At 65.5% G+C, this 17,790-nt stretch carries 11 protein-coding genes; 7 read left to right on the top strand and 4 right to left on the bottom strand.

What is annotated here, in order from left to right:
- Window positions 1-23: 23 nt before the first annotated feature.
- On the top strand, window positions 24-1,946 hold the full coding sequence (locus GE027_RS03890; RefSeq protein WP_153555872.1) for a type II secretion system protein GspD: 1,923 nt from the start codon (window positions 24-26) through the stop codon (window positions 1,944-1,946).
- Window positions 1,870-3,492 (top strand): fimbrial biogenesis chaperone, encoded by a 1,623-nt coding sequence (locus GE027_RS03885; protein WP_153555871.1) that lies wholly within the window; start codon window positions 1,870-1,872, stop codon window positions 3,490-3,492. Before GE027_RS03890 ends, GE027_RS03885 begins: the two co-directional genes overlap by 77 nt.
- A 75-nt stretch (window positions 3,493-3,567) precedes the next feature.
- On the opposite strand, the gene GE027_RS03880 is transcribed toward GE027_RS03885, so the two are convergent.
- A complete protein-coding gene (locus GE027_RS03880) occupies window positions 3,568-4,542 on the bottom strand; it encodes an NAD-dependent epimerase/dehydratase family protein (RefSeq protein ID WP_237607246.1) in 975 nt (324 codons plus the stop codon).
- A 525-nt stretch (window positions 4,543-5,067) separates the two neighbouring features.
- Between GE027_RS03880 and GE027_RS03875 the strand changes: the two genes are divergently transcribed.
- The 5 genes from GE027_RS03875 (at window position 5,068) to GE027_RS03855 (ending at window position 13,058) form a co-directional block, all read left to right on the top strand.
- Complete coding sequence (locus tag GE027_RS03875) at window positions 5,068-8,355, top strand: tetratricopeptide repeat protein (protein WP_162006563.1); 3,288 nt, start codon at window positions 5,068-5,070, stop codon at window positions 8,353-8,355.
- Between the two features lie 171 nt (window positions 8,356-8,526).
- Complete coding sequence (locus GE027_RS03870) at window positions 8,527-9,459, top strand: MotA/TolQ/ExbB proton channel family protein (RefSeq protein ID WP_237607245.1); 933 nt, start codon at window positions 8,527-8,529, stop codon at window positions 9,457-9,459.
- A 6-nt stretch (window positions 9,460-9,465) separates the two neighbouring features.
- Window positions 9,466-9,894, top strand: a complete 429-nt coding sequence (locus GE027_RS03865; RefSeq protein WP_153555868.1) for an ExbD/TolR family protein — start codon at window positions 9,466-9,468, stop codon at window positions 9,892-9,894.
- Entirely contained in the window at window positions 9,894-12,581 is a 2,688-nt protein-coding gene (locus tag GE027_RS03860) for a prenyltransferase/squalene oxidase repeat-containing protein (protein WP_153555867.1), read from the top strand. The genes GE027_RS03865 and GE027_RS03860 overlap by 1 nt, the downstream gene beginning before the upstream one ends.
- 99 nt (window positions 12,582-12,680) lie before the next feature.
- On the top strand, window positions 12,681-13,058 hold the full coding sequence (locus tag GE027_RS03855) for a four helix bundle protein (protein ID WP_153555866.1): 378 nt from the start codon (window positions 12,681-12,683) through the stop codon (window positions 13,056-13,058).
- A gap of 90 nt (window positions 13,059-13,148) precedes the next feature.
- Here GE027_RS03855 and GE027_RS03850 read toward each other — a convergent pair whose 3' ends face one another.
- The 3 genes from GE027_RS03850 to GE027_RS03840 are packed head-to-tail and all read right to left on the bottom strand — an operon-like array spanning window position 13,149 to window position 17,731.
- Window positions 13,149-14,156, bottom strand: coding sequence for a hypothetical protein (locus tag GE027_RS03850; protein WP_153555865.1), 1,008 nt, complete (start codon window positions 14,154-14,156; stop codon window positions 13,149-13,151).
- Between the two features lie 9 nt (window positions 14,157-14,165).
- Window positions 14,166-16,316 (bottom strand): hypothetical protein, encoded by a 2,151-nt coding sequence (locus tag GE027_RS03845; RefSeq protein WP_153555864.1) that lies wholly within the window; start codon window positions 16,314-16,316, stop codon window positions 14,166-14,168.
- Entirely contained in the window at window positions 16,313-17,731 is a 1,419-nt protein-coding gene (locus tag GE027_RS03840; protein ID WP_162006562.1) for a MotA/TolQ/ExbB proton channel family protein, read from the bottom strand. The genes GE027_RS03845 and GE027_RS03840 overlap by 4 nt, the downstream gene beginning before the upstream one ends.
- Between the last annotated feature and the right edge of the window lie 59 nt (window positions 17,732-17,790).

Below are 17,790 nucleotides of genomic sequence, written 5' to 3'. Positions count from 1 at the left end.
CCATCGCCAGTGGAGTGGGTAGCATGAAGAGATTACGAATAACCGTCGTTCCTGCGCTCGCGTTGACCTGCGTGCTGTGCGGCGTATGTGGTTGCACCTTCTGGACACAAGCCAATCGCCACCGCCCCGTCGATCGCCACCGCCCCCTAGACTTGGCCGGCGCGGTTGCCGAGGCCTCGGGATCGGTGGATTCGCCGGGCCTGCCCGCTCCGGCCGGACAGCAGACCGCCCCGCATCGGCCGTCGTTCGCCGGCCAGCCCCGGAGCCGAACGCCACGGTTTCCAGCCGACCGCACGGCGTCCAGACCTGACGGGCCTCGCATCGAGTACCTCGGCGCGACCGTCCCGACTCGCCGGCCCGCCTCGGCCCACCATTCTCTTGCTGCTTCGCCTCGCCCGGGCGCTTTGCCTCGCCCGGATGCTTTGCCTCGCCCAGCCGCTTGCTCGTCGCCTCGTCGTTTGCCACCAGTGGCGGCGACATCCTCGGCAACGCAGGGCGCCACGGTCCGCAGGGTCGCCTTTCACCATCCGGATCTCGATCCGCCGATCACGGTCACCCATCCGCGGAGCGGCGGACCGCTTTCGAATCACGGCGGCTGGGACGAAGTTCCAGCGCACGCGCTGCCTTCGCCGGCGACCGGCGAGATCGAACTGGCGCCCGGCATGCCCATTCCCACATCCCGTGCCGACACGTCCACCCCGACCGCTCGAGCGGCGTCGCGCCCGGTCAGCGACGTGTTCATGGAGACGGACGTGCGCGAGGCCCTGCAGTCGTTGGCCGAACAGGCAGGCGTGGCGGTGATCGTCGACGACCAGGTGCGGGGGCATGTCACGGCGGTGGTGGATCAGGAGCCGTTCGGGGCGGCGCTGCGGAAGCTGCTGCTGCCGCTGGGGTACCTGCATCGGCACGAGGGCGACGATTGCTACGTCGGGTTGGCCGATCCCGAATCGGCGTTGTTTCCGTATCTTTCGGAGCGCGTCATCTACCATGCCCAGCACCGCACGCCCGAAGCGCTAGCGGAGCAGTTGCCGGCCCGTCACCTGCCGTTCGTACGCACCGTCGACCAGGGCGGGCGGTTGGTGATCGAGGCCCCGCGGCAATTGGCCGATCAGATCCTCCGCGAACTGCAGCAGTTGGACCATGCGATCCCGCAGGTGATTCTCGAGGTGTTGGTGTGTGTCTACAGTCCCGAAGCCAACTTTCGGTTTGGTTTCGACGTCGAGCACGGTGTGACGTTGGACGGGCTGGACGCCGCCACGATGTCGCTGGACGGTCTGGGCATCGCCGGTCACTACGGTCCGGCCGGATTCAACACCCAGCTGAATGATTTTCGCTTTACCAGCGTCCTGCTGCGAGCCCTGGAGCAGAAGGGGTACGTCAAGATTCGAGCCGCGCCGCGGGTGATGGCCGAGGACGGCAAGAAAGCCGAGATTCATATCGGCCGCGAGACCTTCTTCAGCGTCCAGCCGGACGTCTCGGGGATGGTATTTCGTCAAGACGTTCAGAAGGTCGATTCGGGCATCATGCTGGAGCTGACGCCGGCGATTCGCGACCCCAACGTGACCGTTCACATCGAACGAGCGGAGGTCAGCGAGGACATCCGCAGTGCCGAAACGCAGGGCAACGCCTACGACCGTTATCCGGTGATCAACCGACGCCGGGTGGCTACGACCGTCCACGTCCAGGACGGCCAGACGATTGTGATCGGCGGGCTGACCCAGCGGCAGAAAGTGGACCAAATCAACAAACTGCCCGTCCTGGGAAACCTGCCCTACGTGGGCCGCATCTTTCAACGCATCGAACGCCGCGATCAGGAAGCCGAGGTCGCGATCTTTATCACACCGCATATTCTCCACGACGGAATGACCGATGGGTATGAACACGGGGGCTTTCCTGGGGATCTTGCTCTGCTGGACAGCGACGATCGCGCCGACAGTCCACGCTGAACCGCCGCGTTCCCAGCCCGATTCGGTTCGCACAGTCTTTCGGCCGACCTTTCGGATGGAACCGCTGGCCTATCGTCGCGAAGCCCGTCCCGGCCAGACGATCACTTTTCGGTTTCGGCTGCACAGCAGTGACAAACCGTTGCATCTGGAGGTCCAGCCGGTGTCGCTGGTCCAGCATCGCGACGGCCGGATCACGGTCGACGAACGAGCCGCTGTGCCGCGGCTCGTCCGCTTGTCGACGCCCTCGCGGATCGACCTGGTGCCGCAATCCGAAGCGACGATCGAAGGCACGTGGACCTTGCCTGCCGGTGCCGGCCAGTTTTACGCCGTCGGCCTATTGGTGACCGATCGCACCGACCAGTCGGCCTTTGGCAGCGACCAGCGGCCGCAGATGGGGGTTCGTTTTGTGACCCGGTACCTGTTGCGTGTGGAAGCCGACATCCGCCAGGTGCGGCCCCAAGTCGCGGTGCGCCTGACCGGCGGCCGCTTGATCGACCGCGACGGGTTCGCCCACGCTCAGGTCCTGGTGTCCAATCCGGTGGGCGCCGGCCAACGCTTCGAAGCTCGCGGCCGTTTGCTGGACGCCGACGGACGCGTCGTGATGGACCGCATCCCGCTGGGGTTGCCCGTGCGAGCCAACCAGCCCAAGGGCAAACGCAGCGAGGTCATCGTGCTGCCCAGCAGTCAGGTGGTCCTGCAGGGACGTCTGCCCGATCCGGTGTATGCCGGCGAGTACCGCTTGCAGGTCTCCCTGCATCAGGGGACGCAGCGTTTGGAATCCGCCGAGTTTGCCCTCGCGGTGAGCGAAGATCAATTCCCGGCCCAGCGGAGCGTCGTTGCCCGCGTGCTGAAGGCCGTGGACATCCAGCCGCCGGAGCTCGAACTATCGACGCTCCGCCGCGGCAGTCGCATGCTGCCGCTGAGCCTCGAGAACAAGGGAACCGAGCCGATCGCGATCCGGCTACGGCCGATCGATGGAAACGGCGAAGTGGTCCCGTGGTTGAAGGTTCGCCCCCAAACATTGACGCTGCAGGCCGGACGACGTCGCAACGTCATGGTGGCCCTGCAGGTCGGAGGCACCGGCGGCCCGCCGGCCCTCCAAACCGATCGCTATGCGCACCTATCGGTCGAGGCGGTGGGCCAACACACCGCCTCGCGCGGGACGCAGTACCTGCCGGTTGCCTGGCTGGGCAAACCGCCCAGCGATTCGCCCGGCGACGACCCGCAGGCCGTTGCCGATGCGGTTCGGCTGGGGCCGCTGCGGCTGACCCCCGCGGAACCTTCCGCGGCGGTGCTGCAGCTGGCCCTGGAGAATCAGGGCACGCGGCATGTGACGCCCCATCTGCACATTCGTCTCGAAGGGCCCGGCGGCGAATCGATCCAGCGACAAGCGGGATATCATCGCTGGGTTCTGCCAGGCGGGCAGCGTACCTACAAGTTCCCGATCGAAGACCTGCGGCCGGGAACGTACCGGGTTCAGATCGATCGGATCCGCCGCCAGGGCGCCGCGCCGATCCGCACCCAGCAGACGCTGCGGGTGCGGTAAAGCATCGCGTGATCGAAACCGTCTCCGCGAGCATCGTCGCGGCGATGCAGAATTACGCCTGCCCAGGTTTGGCCGCTAGCGATAGGCGGCGGCCACCGCGTCGATGATCGCGTCCAGGTCGTAAGTGGGCCGGTAACCGATCGCCTGATGGATCCGGCTGAGGTCGGGAACGCGGCGGCGGATGTCCTCGAAGTCGGCATCGTAGGCGTCGGCATAGGACTGGAACTCGATCGCGCTGGACGGATTGACGCGGGCCTGCACACGCTTGGCCAAGTTCAGGATCGAGATCGGTTGGTCGCTGCCGATGTTGAACACGCGGCCCATGCAGTCGTCGTTGGCCACCAGATCGATCACCGCTCCGGTCACATCGTTGACGTGGGCAAAGCAGCGTTCTTGATGGCCATCGTCGTGCACGGTCAGGGCCTTGCCGGCCAAGGCGGCTTCGACAAAACGCGGCAGGACCATCCCGTAGGCGCCGGTTTGTCGCGGCCCGACCACGTTGAAAAAGCGGCCCACGACGACTTTCAAACGATGTTCGCGGTAGAACGCCAAAGCCAGGAACTCGTCGATCGCTTTGCTGACGCCGTAACTCCACCGCGCCTTGGTCGTCGAGCCGAAGACCAGGTCGTCTTCCTCGGACCAGAACGGTTTGGGGTTCTTGCCGTACACTTCGCTGGTGCTGGCCAGAAAACAGAGCACGTCCGCGCCGGCCTTCACCCGTTGGCCCAAGCGATTCAGGATCAGCTGGGTGGGATACACGTTCCGCTCGATCGTTTGAATCGGCTGCTTGGCGATCAGGGCGACGCCGACCGCGGCGGCCAGGTGATACACCTCGTCGGCTTGGTCGACCAAGCGATTGACCAGCAATTCGTCCTCGATCGTGCCCTCGACCCATTCCAGTTGGGGGTGGTCTCGCACAGCGTCCAAATTGGCGGCCTTGCCCGTGCTCAGGTCATCGACGACCACCACGCGGTCGCCGCGCTCGAGCAAGGATTCGACCAGGTGCGAACCGATGAATCCGGATCCTCCGGTGACCAGGGAAGTCTTCACGTGGCGATCCTTTTTGTGGGGGCGTGCTGCACTGGCCGCAAGCGTCAGCGTGGGGCGAGTCGACGGAGGATGAGGATGAGGGTGATTGGGGCAAGTGGGCTGGCTGCGACGGCCCGCGACGGCCTGTCGGTTAACTCGAAAACGCCTTGCTGTTCTGAGCCGTTTGGGCGATAGCCCCGGTTTTGCGGTGACGAAACCGAGGCTAGCGCCTAAACGGCTCAATCCATCGACAGGCCGCCCGCAGCAGTTTCCCGCGAGGTGGCTTCCCATGACAAGGGCCCCGGCGAGCCTTTACGCGGCGGGCCGCCCCATGGTTCGGTCCGCCTCGCTGCTTATTGTTTCGGTTGATCGCCCGCTGGGGTTGTCTCAAATCCTTGCCGCTTGCCTGTTCGATATGGTGGCCGGGGAATTGAAGCTTTTCGTTTTTCACCTTGACCGGTAGACTGAAAGCGTCCGTTTGTCCGGCCCGGAGGTCGGTGTTGGACGCATTCGAGAATGAAAACTATCTGTAGAGGAAGGGACGTGATGCAGATGCCGTATTCGGCCAAACAGTGTTTGACCGTCGTGCTCGTCGGCCTCGTGTGGTGGACCGCTGGCGGGGTGCATCCGTTGCGGGCGCAGGACGAGTCCAGCGAGGCGGCGATCGCCAAGTATGCCGATGCGGCTAATTTCCAGACCAACGGCGCGATGGAGCTGGCGGTCGAAGCGTGGCAGGAATTCCTGGATCAATATCCCGAGGACCCGCTGGCACCCAAGGCGGCGCATTACCTGGGCGTGTGTTTGATGCAGAAGGAGCCGGCGGACTATCGGGCTGCGGCCGAAGCCTTCGCACGGGCCCTGAAGCATTCGGAGTACGATCTGCGCGAAGAGAGCTTGGCCAACCGCGGTTGGTGCCTGTACGCCGCTTCGGGCGAGGGCGTCGATCCGGGCCAGCGCCGCGATGCGGAGCTGCTCGAGGCGACGATCGCCACCTTCAAGCGGCTGGCCCAAGAGTTCCCCAAAAGCGAGTTTTTGGATCAGGCGTACTTCTTCAGCGGCGAGGCGGCCTACGGGCTGGGTAACGCCCGGCGCGCGATCGTGTTCTACGACTCGCTGCTGCGATTGCCCAAGGCGTCGGAGAGTCCGCTCCGCTGCGATGCGCTGTACGCCCGCGGCGTGGCGCAAGAAGAATTAAAAGCCTACGACGATGCGATCCGCTCCTACCAGCGGTTGCTCGACGATTGCGGCCAGGACGACGCTTCGCTGGCCCAGGAAGTCCGCGTGCGGATGGGCGACCTGTTGATCCTCCAGCAGAAGAACGACGCGGCCGCGGAGGTGTTGGCCAAGGCGGCTGATGAGGGCGGCGAGAACGCGGCTTACGCGCGGTTCCGTCAGGCCTTTGCGCTGGCCCAAGCCAATCGCTCGGCGCAGGCAGCCGAGGTTTACGAACAGGTCATCGCCCAGCATCCCGACTCGCGATACGCCGCGGCCGCGATCCTGGCTTCGGCGCAGAGCTCCTATATCGCCGGCGACATCGACACGGCTCGCCGACGCTTCGAACAGGTCCTGGCCGGAGACAGCCTCGCCGAGAGCACCGAGGCGGCGCACTGGTTGGTGCAGATCGCCCTGCGCGAAGACGATGCGGCGGCGGCCGAACGCATTGCGGCCGCGCAGCTGCAGCGTGGTGCCGAGGGACCGTACGCCCTGAACCTGAAACTGGACCGGGCCGAAGCGATGTCTTTGATCCCCGAAAAGGCGGCCGAGTCGTTGGATCTGTTCGCGGCGGTGTACCGCGAGGATCCCTCCAGTCCGCTGGCTCCGCGAGCGCTCTACAACGCGGCCTTTGCGGCCCTGCAGTCCGGTAAGCTGCAGCGTGCGGTCGATCTGGCCGGTGAGTTCCTGAAACGCTTTGCCCAGGACCCGCTCGCGCCCGACGTTCGCTACATCGATGCCGAAGCGAAATTGTTGGCCGGCCGGCACGCCGATAGCGCGGCCGCCTACCAACGCTTGCTCGACTCCGCCGCTGACAACCCGCAGCGCAGCGTGTGGGCCCTGCGCGGAATCACCGCGGCGTACCTGGCCCGTCAGTACGACCAGGCGATCCAGTTGGCCGAGGCCCAGCAGGCATCGCTGGACACCGATCTACAGCGCGCCGAAGCTTCGTTCCTGATCGGTGCCAGCCAGCTGTTTTCCGATGCTCCCGAACAAGCGATTGCTGCGCTCCAGTCCAGCCGACAACTGGCACCGCAGTGGACCAAGGGCGACGAAGCCCTGTTGCTGTTGGGCCAAGCCCAGCAGGCGGCCGGCGATAGCGACGCCGCCGAAGCCACGTGGCGGCAATTGATCGAACAGTATCCCCAGCGGCGGATGGCCGATCAGGCGCTGTTTCGGATCGGTCAACAGGCCGCCGGTAACGAGGACTACGACGCGGCCGTCGCGGCCTACAGCAAAATCCTCCAACGTGACAACGATCCCGGTCTGATACCCTATGCGTTGTACAACAAAGGTTGGAGCCTGTTGCAGCAGGATAAACCCGACGAGGCTCGGCCGCTGCTGAAACGGATGCTGGACCAGTACGAACAACATCCGCTTCGCGAACAAACCCAGCTGGCCTACGGCGTGACGCTGCGGAAGATGGAACAGATGGATCCGGCCGAACAGCAGCTCCGCGAGATCATCGACGGAAACGCCGAAGGCAACGCCCTGGGCCACGCCCTGTACGAGCTGGCCCAGTTGGAACTGCAGCGGGAGCGGCCGGCCCAAGCGGCCGAGGTGCTCCAGCGACTGGTCCAGCAGGTGCCCGACTACGACGCCATGGAGCGTGTTCTGTACGACCTGGCCTGGGCACTGAAAGAATCCGGCAAACGCGACCAGGCGGTCGAGTACTTCGAACAATTGATCGAACGCTACCCCGAGCATCCGCTGGCCGCCGAAGCCAATTACTTTATCGCCGAACAACATTACGCAGCGGAGGATTGGCAGGCGGCGGCGAACTTCTTCGGCCGGGCGGCGGCCTTGACCGAGGATCCCGAGCTGGCCGAGAAAGGGCTGTACAACCAGGGTTGGTCCCTGTACCGGATCCCCGACTACGAAGCGGCCGAGGCGGTGTTTCGCCAGCAGGCGAGCGAGCATCCTCAAGGTAATCTGGTGCTCGACGCGCTGTTGATGACCGGCGAGTCGCGGTTCAAGCTGGATCGCTACGAAGCGGCGATGGAGTACTTCCGGGCGGCTCGCCAGCGAATCGAAGCGGCTGACGAAAACGCCGACAAGATCACCGATCCGGATCAACAACAGATTCGCGAATTGGTCTACCTGCACGGCGGCCAGAGCCTGGGCCAGCTGGAGCAGTGGGAACAGTCGATTCAGTGGCTCGACGCCCTCCGGGAACGCTTTCCCAATTCCGACTACCTGCCGCAGGTGTTCTTTCAAACCGCCTATGCTCACCAGCAATTGGGCCAGGAGGAGCGGGCCCTGCAGTTGTACGCTCAGGTGGCCGGCAAGTATCGCGACGAAACGGCCGCTCGCAGCCGGTTCATGATGGGCGAGGTGTACTTTGGTCGCCGCGAACTGGCCAAGGCCATCCCCGAATTCCAACGCGTGATGTACGGCTTCGGCGCCGAGAAAGCGCCGCCGGGCATCAAGAATTGGCAAGCCAAGAGCGGTTACGAAGCCGGTCGCTGTGCGGAACTATTGATCCAGTCGACCAGCGGCTCGCGACGGGAAAACGCCATTAAATATGCACGGCAGTTCTTTGGGTATGTGGTCGAGAAACATCCCCAGCACGAACTGGCCCCCAAGGCTCAGGAACGGCTTCAAGTACTGCGACGATTGTAGGGCGTTGGCTCCGGCGAACGATCCCATCCGAACCCACCGATTGGCAGCGCCTGAGCCAGAGGGCTCGCGCCGGAAAGTGAGATTGCTTTGAGAGACCTTTTTGCTCGCTGTCGCAGTGCTGTATCCCCGTGTGGCTGGGTGTCCCCGCGCGGATTGTTCTGTTGGATCGGTGTGTGCGCGGTCGTCCTGACGCTGGCGATGCTGTCCCCCGAGGCCTCGGTGGCCCAGGACGTGCCCATCGACGCCTCGGCGATCGAAGCGCTCGAGGGACCCGAGCCGGCCGACAACATTCCGCCCGATGCGGGCGCCGAGGCCCAGCCCAGCGGGATCGACCTGCTGACCCTGATCGGCAGCGGCGGCAAGTTCATGATTCCGATCGCGGTGATGTCGTTGTTGGTCGTGACCTTGTCGGTCGAACGCTTGATCAGTTTGCGGCGCCGGAGGGTGATCCCCAAACGCCTGGTTCGCCATCTGAATACGCTTCGCGAGCCGATCGAACAGTTCGATCCGCAGGCGGCCTACAATGTTTGCCAGCAGTACCCTTCGCCGGCCGCCACCGTGATCTCGGCCATGCTCCAGCGCACCGGCCAACCGCTGGGCGAGATCGAACGGGCGGCGACCGACACGGCCCAGCGAGCCGTCGACGATTACGGCGGCCCGATCCGGTGGTTGAACCTGGCCGCCGCCGCGACACCGCTGATGGGACTGCTGGGAACGGTCTGGGGAATGATCGTGGCCTTTCACGAATCGACCGCGCTGACGGCCGACCGCAGCCGCAGCGAACAATTGTCCGAAGGCATCTATACGGCGCTGGTGACCACGTTGGCTGGTTTGATCGTCGCCATCCCGGCGGCGATCATGGCTCAGTACTTGGAGAACCGGTTGACCAGATTGTTTCACCGGATCGAAGAGCTGGCTTTTGCGATCGCGCCGGGCCTGGAACGCTTTCACGGACGCATGCGCTTCGATACGGTTCGCGGCCTGCGGCCCCTGCAAAGTGGCGCCCAGCCGCCGCCCCCGCCGGGCAACGCCCCGCGGACCGGCAACCATCAAGGCAAGGGCGGCCGGGTCGGCAATCAACCGACGCTGGCCGATAAGGGGTAGGCTGCGATGGCGCTGAAGATCAAAAAATCCCAAGCCGCTTCGACGCTCAGCCTGACCCCGTTGATCGATGTCGTGTTCCTGCTGTTGATCTTCTTTCTGGTGACCAGCGAGTTTGAAGAACAGGAGCGGCGGCTGGAAATCGTCCTGCCCAACGCCACGACGGCCAGCCCGATGACCGCCGCGGCCAAGGAGTTCGTGATCGATATCGATGCCGCCGGCCAGTCTTACGTGGGCGGCCGAGCCATGGAGTTGGCCGAGATCGAACGACTGCTGCGGCGAGCGGTGGCCGATAACCCGACCAACCAATCGGTGGTGATCCGAGCCGACAAAGCCGTCTCGTTCCAGCCGGTCGTCAACGCCATGGATCTGTGCAACCGCACCGGCGTCAGCGATTACTCGGTCACCACCCAGGAAGGCCCGGGAGGCGGATCGTAATGAGCAAACCTCCCGCAGACCAGCGATACCCGGCAACAGGCAGACGACCCGCGGTGAGCGAGGCCGGCGAGCGGATGTGGCCGGTCGACCTGGCCCTGGTCGCCCTGGGGGGGCTGGTGATCTACATGGCCGCCACCCAGCTCCGCTTCGATGACCCGCGGTGGTTGTACAACGCTTGGACCTACATCGGCTTGGTCGCCGGCGGCGTGCTGGTCTCGGCCCTGGTGCTGCACCAATTGACCGGAAAGGTTTTCAAGCGATCGGTCGAGATCGGTTTTTTGGTCAGTGTGTTCGTGCACCTGTTGCTGTTGATCGTGGCCGTCAACGTGGTGATCTTCAGCCGCTACTGGCCGGATCCGTTCTCGGGGACCGAGCCCCAACGCACGCCGATCGAACGCACGGTTTCGGAACAGGTGTTCCAGCACCACCGACCGGCCGAAGAGCAGCCCGACTGGGCCAAACCGATCGAGGTGGAGACGGCGGCCAAGGAGGTGCCCGAGCAGATGCGCGAGTTGCCGCCGATGGAGCGGACGTCGGTGCAACTGGAGATGCCGACCGAGGTGCCGCAGCACCAGCCCGAGCTTCGTCCGCAGTTGATCCAGCGCGAGCAAGCGGCCGAAACGATGCCCTCGCCCGATAGCCAACCGTCGCAGCTGGCCCGTCGCGACGCGCCGGTGATGCCCGAGACCAATACGCCGATCGACATCCCCGACGTGGCGCCCAGCCAAACCGTCAACGATAGCGCGCGGCAGCGCCAGGATTTGCGGGTTCAACGGGCGCGTTCGGCCAGCGCGGCCCTGGACGTGCCCACGCCCCAGCCGCAGACCCAGCCCACGGCCAGCGAGCAACAGGTCCAGCATCGCCAGCAACAGCAGTTGCCGCGCTTGGCCATGTCGGCCGCTGCCCAGCCGCGTCGGCCGAGCCGCACCAGCGAGGTGCTGCCGCCGGCCGGCGCCGCCCCGACGGCGCCCAGCGTGGCGGTCGCTCGCCGGGCGGCCGAGGCGACGCGTTTGCTGCGCCGCGAATCGACCGTGCACAGCCGTGCCACCGAGGCGCTGGGCAGCTCGCTGAGCGAACTGGGGCAGGCCGGCCCCGCGCCGCCCCACAGCGACCTGGCTTCCAGCGGTGCCGCCACCGGACCGCCTGTGCCGCAGACCGGAATGCCGCAGGTCAGTCCGGGGCAGACCGGTGGCCCTGCGGGCCGTGCTCGCCAGAGCCGCGTCAATGCTCCTCGGCTGCCCACCGGCCCGCCCAGCTTGGCTGCGGCTATCTCCGGTGCATCCGCTGGCAGCGGGACCGTGGACGATGCTCCGGCCCGGGCCGACAGCGGCGGTTTGGCCCGCCGCACCATGGACACTCCCGCCGCGGCCGCTCCGGTGACCGGGGTTCCTCTGCCGCTGGACATCGCCGCGGTCGAGGGTCCGGCCGGCTTGGCCCGTCGCGCGGTCGAGCGAGCGGGTCTGCCGGGCACGCCGAACATGCCCCACGTCGCCGCGCTGGACCTCGGCCGCACGCCGCTGCGTCGCCGCGAGGTCGGGGGCCCGATCCGGCCGGCGGGCAGTCAGGTGGCCGCCGTCCAGTCGTTCGAACGCCGCGTCATGCGGACCGCCGGCTCGGCCGCTCCCGCCCCCGACGGCATGGTCGGACCGCAGACCGAAGAAGCCATCGAACGGGGACTGGAATTCCTGGAACGCTACCAGCACGAGGACGGTCGCTGGTCGCTGGAACATCCCGGCGAACGGGTTCTGCTGCGCAGTGATACCGCGGCCACGGGCCTGAGCCTGCTGGCGTTTCAAGGCGCGGGCTACACCCACCGGCAACACCAGTACGCCAGCACGGTCGCCAAAGGACTGGACTTTTTGCTGGAGCATCAGAAGGCCGACGGCGATCTGTTTCTGCCCGAAGATGCGGTCAGTAACCGCAACGTGTGGTTGTACAGCCATGGCATCGCCGCGCTTGCCCTGTGCGAAGCCTACGGCATGACGCAAGATCCCCAGCTCCGCGAACCCGCTCAGCGATCGATCGATTTTATTGTCGCCAGTCAACATCCCACCCGGGGCGGTTGGCGCTATCAACCGCGAAACAGCAGCGACACCAGCGTCAGCGGATGGATGATGATGGCGCTGAAGAGTGGCGAGTTGGCCGGATTGGAGGTGCCCGATCCAACGTACGAAGGCGTGCAGCAATGGTTGCAAGCCGCCCAGGCGGGCGTGGGCCGCGCGGATCGATACCGCTACAACCCCTACGCTCCGGTCAACGCCCAACAGCGACACGGCCGCCAACCCACCCGGACCATGACCGCCGTGGGCATGCTGATGCGAATGTACGGCGGCTGGCGTCGCGACCATCCGGCGATGAAGTCCGGGGCCGATTATCTGGCCCAGTCCCTGCCGGCCATCGGTACGCCCGAGAATCCGCGCCGCGATACGTACTACTGGTACTACGCCACGCAGGTGATGTTTCACATGGGCGGCCAGCACTGGCAGAACTGGAATCAGGCCCTCAATCCCACCCTGATCGATTCCCAGGTTCGCGAAGGCCCGAACGCCGGCAGCTGGGAACCGCTGGGCGAAGTGCCCGATCGTTGGAGCGTGCACGCCGGCCGCGTGTACGTCACCACGATGAACCTGTTAAGCCTGGAAGTGTTCTACCGGCACCTGCCGATCTATGAGGAGACAGGGCGGTAGGGGTTGGTTGTTAGTTGTTAGTTGTTAGTTGTTGGTTGTTGGTTGTTGGTTGTTGGTTGTTGGTTGTTGGTTGTTGGTTGTTAGTTGGGGGCAAGGGGCGTGAATAGTTTTGAGGAGCTGGAGTGTTACCGTGCGGCACGGCGGATCCGGTGCGAAGCGTCGAAGTTTTGCAAAACCCTTCCCGGCAACGAGCGTTTCCGTTTGGTGGATCAGATGCTCCGAGCGTCTCGATCGGTGACCGCCAACATCGCCGAAGGTTATGGCCGCCATCACCATCGCGAAAACCTTCAGTTCCTGCGTCAGGCTCGAGGTTCTCTTTACGAAACCATCGAGCACTACCATACGGCGCTGGACGAGTCGTACATCACGACGGAGCAGCATTCGATCCGACGCGCCGAAGTCGAGGAGGCCATTCGCATCCTCAATGGCTTCATTCGTTACGTAAACGGCTGCGCCGAACGCCAACATCGTCGTTGAAGACAACCATCAACCATCAACCATCAACCATCAACCATCAACCATCAACTAACAACTAACAACTAACAACCATCAACTAACAACCAACAACTACTGCGCAGCAGACCGTGACCCTTGGGGGCTGCCGGTGATCGGATGATCCATCGGCAGCGGCCGGGCGGCGGTGGCAAAACCGCGGGCGTAGAGGTGTTCCTTTAATCGTCGCAAACCGGCGAAGCTGTCCGGATACACCCAGACGGTGATCGTGGTCGTGGCCGGATTGCGACCGGCCAGTTCCACGTCCAGCATCGATTGGCCGCTCAGCACTTTCTCGATGCTCTGACCGTAGGGCTCTCGGAGCGGTTCGATCAGCAACCCCACCAACTCGATCCGCGTGGCCATGCCGACGCGGCCGCCGCTGGAGACCGCACCGCGGCTGCGATCCATTTCGTACTGGGCCGTATAACCCTGGATCGGTCCGACTTCGGAACGGGTCGTGCCCTCGCGACCGTTCAGACCTCGCTTGAAATCTTCGCGGATCAGCTCGAGCAACCGCTCGACCGGCACGACCGACAAGCGGTTGTCCTTCAAGCGAAAGTGCAGCTCTTCGCCGAACACCGTCTTGGCCATCGGCGTGGGCAGGTGTTCCACGGCGACCACCGGCGTCTCGGCTGCGGCCAGAGCACCGCTTTCGGCCTGCAACTGTTTCAGCTGGTTCTCGAGGCTCGAACGCGTGGAAACCAATTGCACGGCCGCCTGCCGCTGTTGGTCCAGTTCGGCTTGCTGCTGTTGCCACTGGTCGCGTGCGACCGCCAGCATGTCGCTGAGCACGGCGCGTTCGTGTTTGCGGCTGAGCAGTTCCGTGTCGATCTGCGCAAGTTGCTGTTCCAGCTGCAGCGAGGCGACCTGGGCCGCTTGGGTACGAGTCGTTTCGGTGGCCAAGTGCGAGAGGTCCTCGTCGCTGACCTCGGTGCGAGCCTGGATTTCCTGGGCGACCTGCTGCGAGCGGGTGCCCAGCACGACGACCAGGATGATCAAGATGCCGACCAGATTGGCGACGATGTCCAGAAAGGCATCGTGGCCCATCTCGACACTGGATCGTTTGCGACGCGTAGCCATGTTCGATTCCTACCTCCGCTCGAGTTCCAGGCCGCTGCCCTGCAGCAGGGTGCGCAGCTGGCGGTACCGGGATTCGCTGGTGCGGTCGGCCTGCACGCGCAGGACCGGCTGCCAGCGTCCGCCGGCGATCGCCACACCCCAGCTGTCCACGCGGCTGTGCACCGCGGTGGCCAGTTCCATGGCCGCGCGGTCCACAAAACCATCGTGGAATTCAAACCGCTGTGGCTGGCCGCCGGCCTGATCGGCCAGCAGGACAAACGCCGTGGGTTCGCAGACCACGTTCACGCCGCGCACGATCGTCGTCCCCCGGCCGCGTGCCGAAGCCGGCAGAGCCCAGTCGCGGCCGCCCCGGCGCAGCGTGGGCTGCCGGCCGGCCGCTTGCCCGCTGCCGGGCGAAGCACCATCGGTGGATTGGGGCAGGGCAGGGCGGGGCGCCGCTTGCTGCGGCGCGGCCGTCGCCATTTGGCCCATCGCATTGTGTCCGGAACCACCTTGCGCTCCGGCCAGGTTCGCCCCTTGCTGGGCGTCGCTGGGACCTTGGCTGTTGCCGTCGATCTGGCCCGCCGCATCCAAGCGGCCTTGCCCCGGGCGGCCCGCTGCGATCGAGCCGGCCGGATCGCCGCTGGCCGGACCGTCGCTGGCCGGAACGTCGCTGGATTGGCCGCCGGCTGCATCCGCCCGGTCGGTTGTCTGCGGGGCGTTGGCGGGCGGCGCAAGTCCCATCTCACCGCGTCCTATCTCACCGCGTCCCATCTGACCGTGTCCCGTTTCACCGCGTCCTATGCCGCCTTGATGGTCGGCGGCGGTGGGCGAGCCCGTCGACGAGCCCAGCGCCAGCGGATTGGTTCGAGGGCGATGGCTCGAGGACGCCATGTCGCGCTCGCCCGGCGATGCGCGGCCCGCTTTGTCGCCGCTGGCGAAATCTGCACCGTCCGCGCCGAAATCTGCACCGCCCGCGCCGAACCCGGCACCGCCCGCGCCGAACCCGGCACCGCCCGCGGCGAACCCGGGGCCGCTCAACCCCGCAGCGTTCTGTTCGGGATCGGTCCGACCGTCAGCCGATTGCCGAGCGGTCGCGCGTAAGGCTTCGTCGAAGTCGTGGATGTCGCTGCCGGCGATGCTGCCGTGACGCGATGGCGTGGAATCGTCGACCGGACGGCCGAAGTATCGCGGGCCGGCGCCGGCGGCTCCATCGGAACGAGCCAGGTCGGCCGCCGAGAGCACGCGTGGTGCGTTTTTTCGCAGCTGCGACAACCGGGTGCGGGTGTACGAGGCGGCGGCCAGATTGGCATGCTGGCGTGCGACCGCTTCACGAATCGCCACATCGACGCGCTCGCGGAGCTGGCCGTTCGGTTCGGGGAACGCCAATTCCACTTCGCCCGGCACCAGCTCGTACCCAAACTGGTCGTCCCAACGCTGCATCGCCGCGCGGGCTGCGGCGTAGGTTTCGATCCCATCGGGACGCACGATCAACAACGGATAGGGCGCCGGGCCGTCGGGGTCGGTCTGTTGCCAGTGGTAACGGATCGTTCGCAGGGCTGCGTCCAGCGGGTTGCCGCCGGCCGGACCGCGAGCCGATTCGACCTGCAGTTTGGAAATGAACGCGCCCTCGGGTTGCAGCCGCAAACCGTCCGCGGTGCATTCGACATAGATCGGCCGCTGGTCGGTGCCGTTGGGACCTTGGTGCGGGACAATGACCACGCGCGGCGGCCGGCCGCTGACCTGCTCGCGCAGCTCCTCCAGTCGCTTTTTCTCCGCGTCGATCTGTTGTTCGAGCAACACGATCTGTTGCTGTTGCGCGTGCGGGTCGAGGTCACTGTCCTCGGCCGCCGCAGCGGTTTCCTCGCGGAGCTGTTGCAGTTGATCGCGCAGCCGCCGGATGTGATCTTCGATGTGCGTCAGTTGGCTGCTGCGCTCCTTCAGATCGGCCGTTTGAGCATCGCGGATCGCGATCAGTCGTTCGCGTTTCCACTGCTGCTGTTCGACCAATTCTTCCACTGGCGGTGGCGCATCGGGATCCTCGACCGCCTGCTGCGCGGTCTGTTCGGCTTTCTGAGCCACCAGAGCCAGGAACAGGATCAGCGTTCCCAGGGTGCAGACCAACACCGCCAGGAAGGGAAACAGACTGGGCGACAGCGTGGCGCGACGTCGGCCGCTCATGCAGCACGTCCGTGGTGAGCGGCAAGGTTGGCATCGGTGCCGGCCTTGGGCGGCGTGGGCAACTGGGCCGAGAGCACGTCCACGGCGCGGGCCAGGATGCGGACCGCATCGGCCACGCCTTCGGCACCGCCGGCGGTGCTGACCGATTGCTCGACCACGCGATTGGTCGCCTCCAGCCGCTGGAGGTTCTGATCCAGGCTTCTCTGTAATGCCACCAGCTCTTCGGCTCGCGACTGGCTGTCGGCCAACAGTTCGGCTTGCCGCACCAGAGTCTGCTGGTGAGCCAAGAGGATGCGGGCGTTGTCGCTGAGGGCCAACTGCCACTGTTGCCAGCGGCCGTCGATCGCGTCGACGCCCTGTTGCTGGATCTGTTGCAGTTCGCTGGTGTGACTGGACAGCGCTGGCGAGAGCGCCGATCCGATGGCTTGGCCGATCGAGTCGCTCAGTTCGGTGCCGGTGGCCGCGACGACGGTCTGCCAGTGTTGGTGGGCCCCGTCGATGGTTTCTCGCCACAGTTCGGCCTGCGTTCCCAGGGATTGCTTGACCGCGTTCAGGACGCCTTCGCACAGACTGGTCATCTGGTGCGAAACGCCGTCGACCGCCGGATCGGGCAGATGGGCTGCCAGCAGTTCGCCGGCCCGCCGATCGATCGTTGCCAGCAACCGCTGCTGGGCCTGCTCGACCGGGAACTGCAGAAAGATCGCGACGACCGATAGGACCAGGCCCAGGGCCGTGGTATCGAAGGCCACATACAGACCGCTCTTCAGACGATCCACCGCGGCGGTTCCGTCGCTGAAATCCAATCCGCCCAGGGTCTGCGTGATCCCGATCACCGTACCCAGAAAGCCCAGCATGGGGATCGCCCAGACGATGATCCGCACCAGTTGGAGCGAATCGTGGGCCTCGTCGGCATCGCGGCCGGAGACTTCGCGAAGGTCATCGGCCAATTGGCGGGCATTGCCGCGGCGGACCTGCCGCTGCAGCAATTCCTCGAGGCGTCCGACCAGACGGCTGTGACGAGCGGCCCTGGGCAACTGGCCCAGCGAATCCAGCCACCGCTGGCACAGGCCGCGGACGTCCGAATCGGCTCCCGTGGCGGCCGAGGCCTGCGGCGGGGTGTCCGGGTTGGGCGCCAGCACGTCGTCGTCGATCTGTTGACACAGTTGCCACTGGCGGCGGACGGCCATCCATTTGCCGGCCAGCGAGACCACCGCGATGCAGAACAGGATCGTCGCGCCGACGGCGACCGGGTGTCCCAGGAAATACCGCTGGGCGGGCGCAAAGGGAACCAGGTACAGGCCCAGGTAAAAAACGCCGGCCAACAGCACGCCGGCCAGCCGCGAGGCGACCGAGCGAAGGGCGGTGGAAGCACCGCCGGGGCGATTGGATTGAGCGTAGGAGATAGCTGTCACCATCGGGTTTGGGTGCATGCAGAGGCGGAGACGAAGACCCGCTGGGTAGGTTCATCGACCGC

This window comes from Roseimaritima sediminicola (assembly GCF_009618275.1).
GTDB classification, from domain to species: domain Bacteria; phylum Planctomycetota; class Planctomycetia; order Pirellulales; family Pirellulaceae; genus Roseimaritima; species Roseimaritima sediminicola.
This window is presented reverse-complemented; position numbering and strand designations above follow the sequence as displayed.

Coding starts and splice junctions, on each gene's coding strand:
- GE027_RS03885 (WP_153555871.1), top strand. CDS start 1,870: ATGGGTATGAACACGGGGGCTTTCCTGGGGATCTTGCTCTGCTGGACA.
- GE027_RS03865 (WP_153555868.1), top strand. CDS start 9,466: ATGGCGCTGAAGATCAAAAAATCCCAAGCCGCTTCGACGCTCAGCCTG.
- GE027_RS03845 (WP_153555864.1), bottom strand. CDS start 16,316: ATGAGCGGCCGACGTCGCGCCACGCTGTCGCCCAGTCTGTTTCCCTTC.
- GE027_RS03840 (WP_162006562.1), bottom strand. CDS start 17,731: ATGGTGACAGCTATCTCCTACGCTCAATCCAATCGCCCCGGCGGTGCT.
- GE027_RS03875 (WP_162006563.1), top strand. CDS start 5,068: ATGCAGATGCCGTATTCGGCCAAACAGTGTTTGACCGTCGTGCTCGTC.
- GE027_RS03890 (WP_153555872.1), top strand. CDS start 24: ATGAAGAGATTACGAATAACCGTCGTTCCTGCGCTCGCGTTGACCTGC.
- GE027_RS03860 (WP_153555867.1), top strand. CDS start 9,894: ATGAGCAAACCTCCCGCAGACCAGCGATACCCGGCAACAGGCAGACGA.
- GE027_RS03850 (WP_153555865.1), bottom strand. CDS start 14,156: ATGGCTACGCGTCGCAAACGATCCAGTGTCGAGATGGGCCACGATGCC.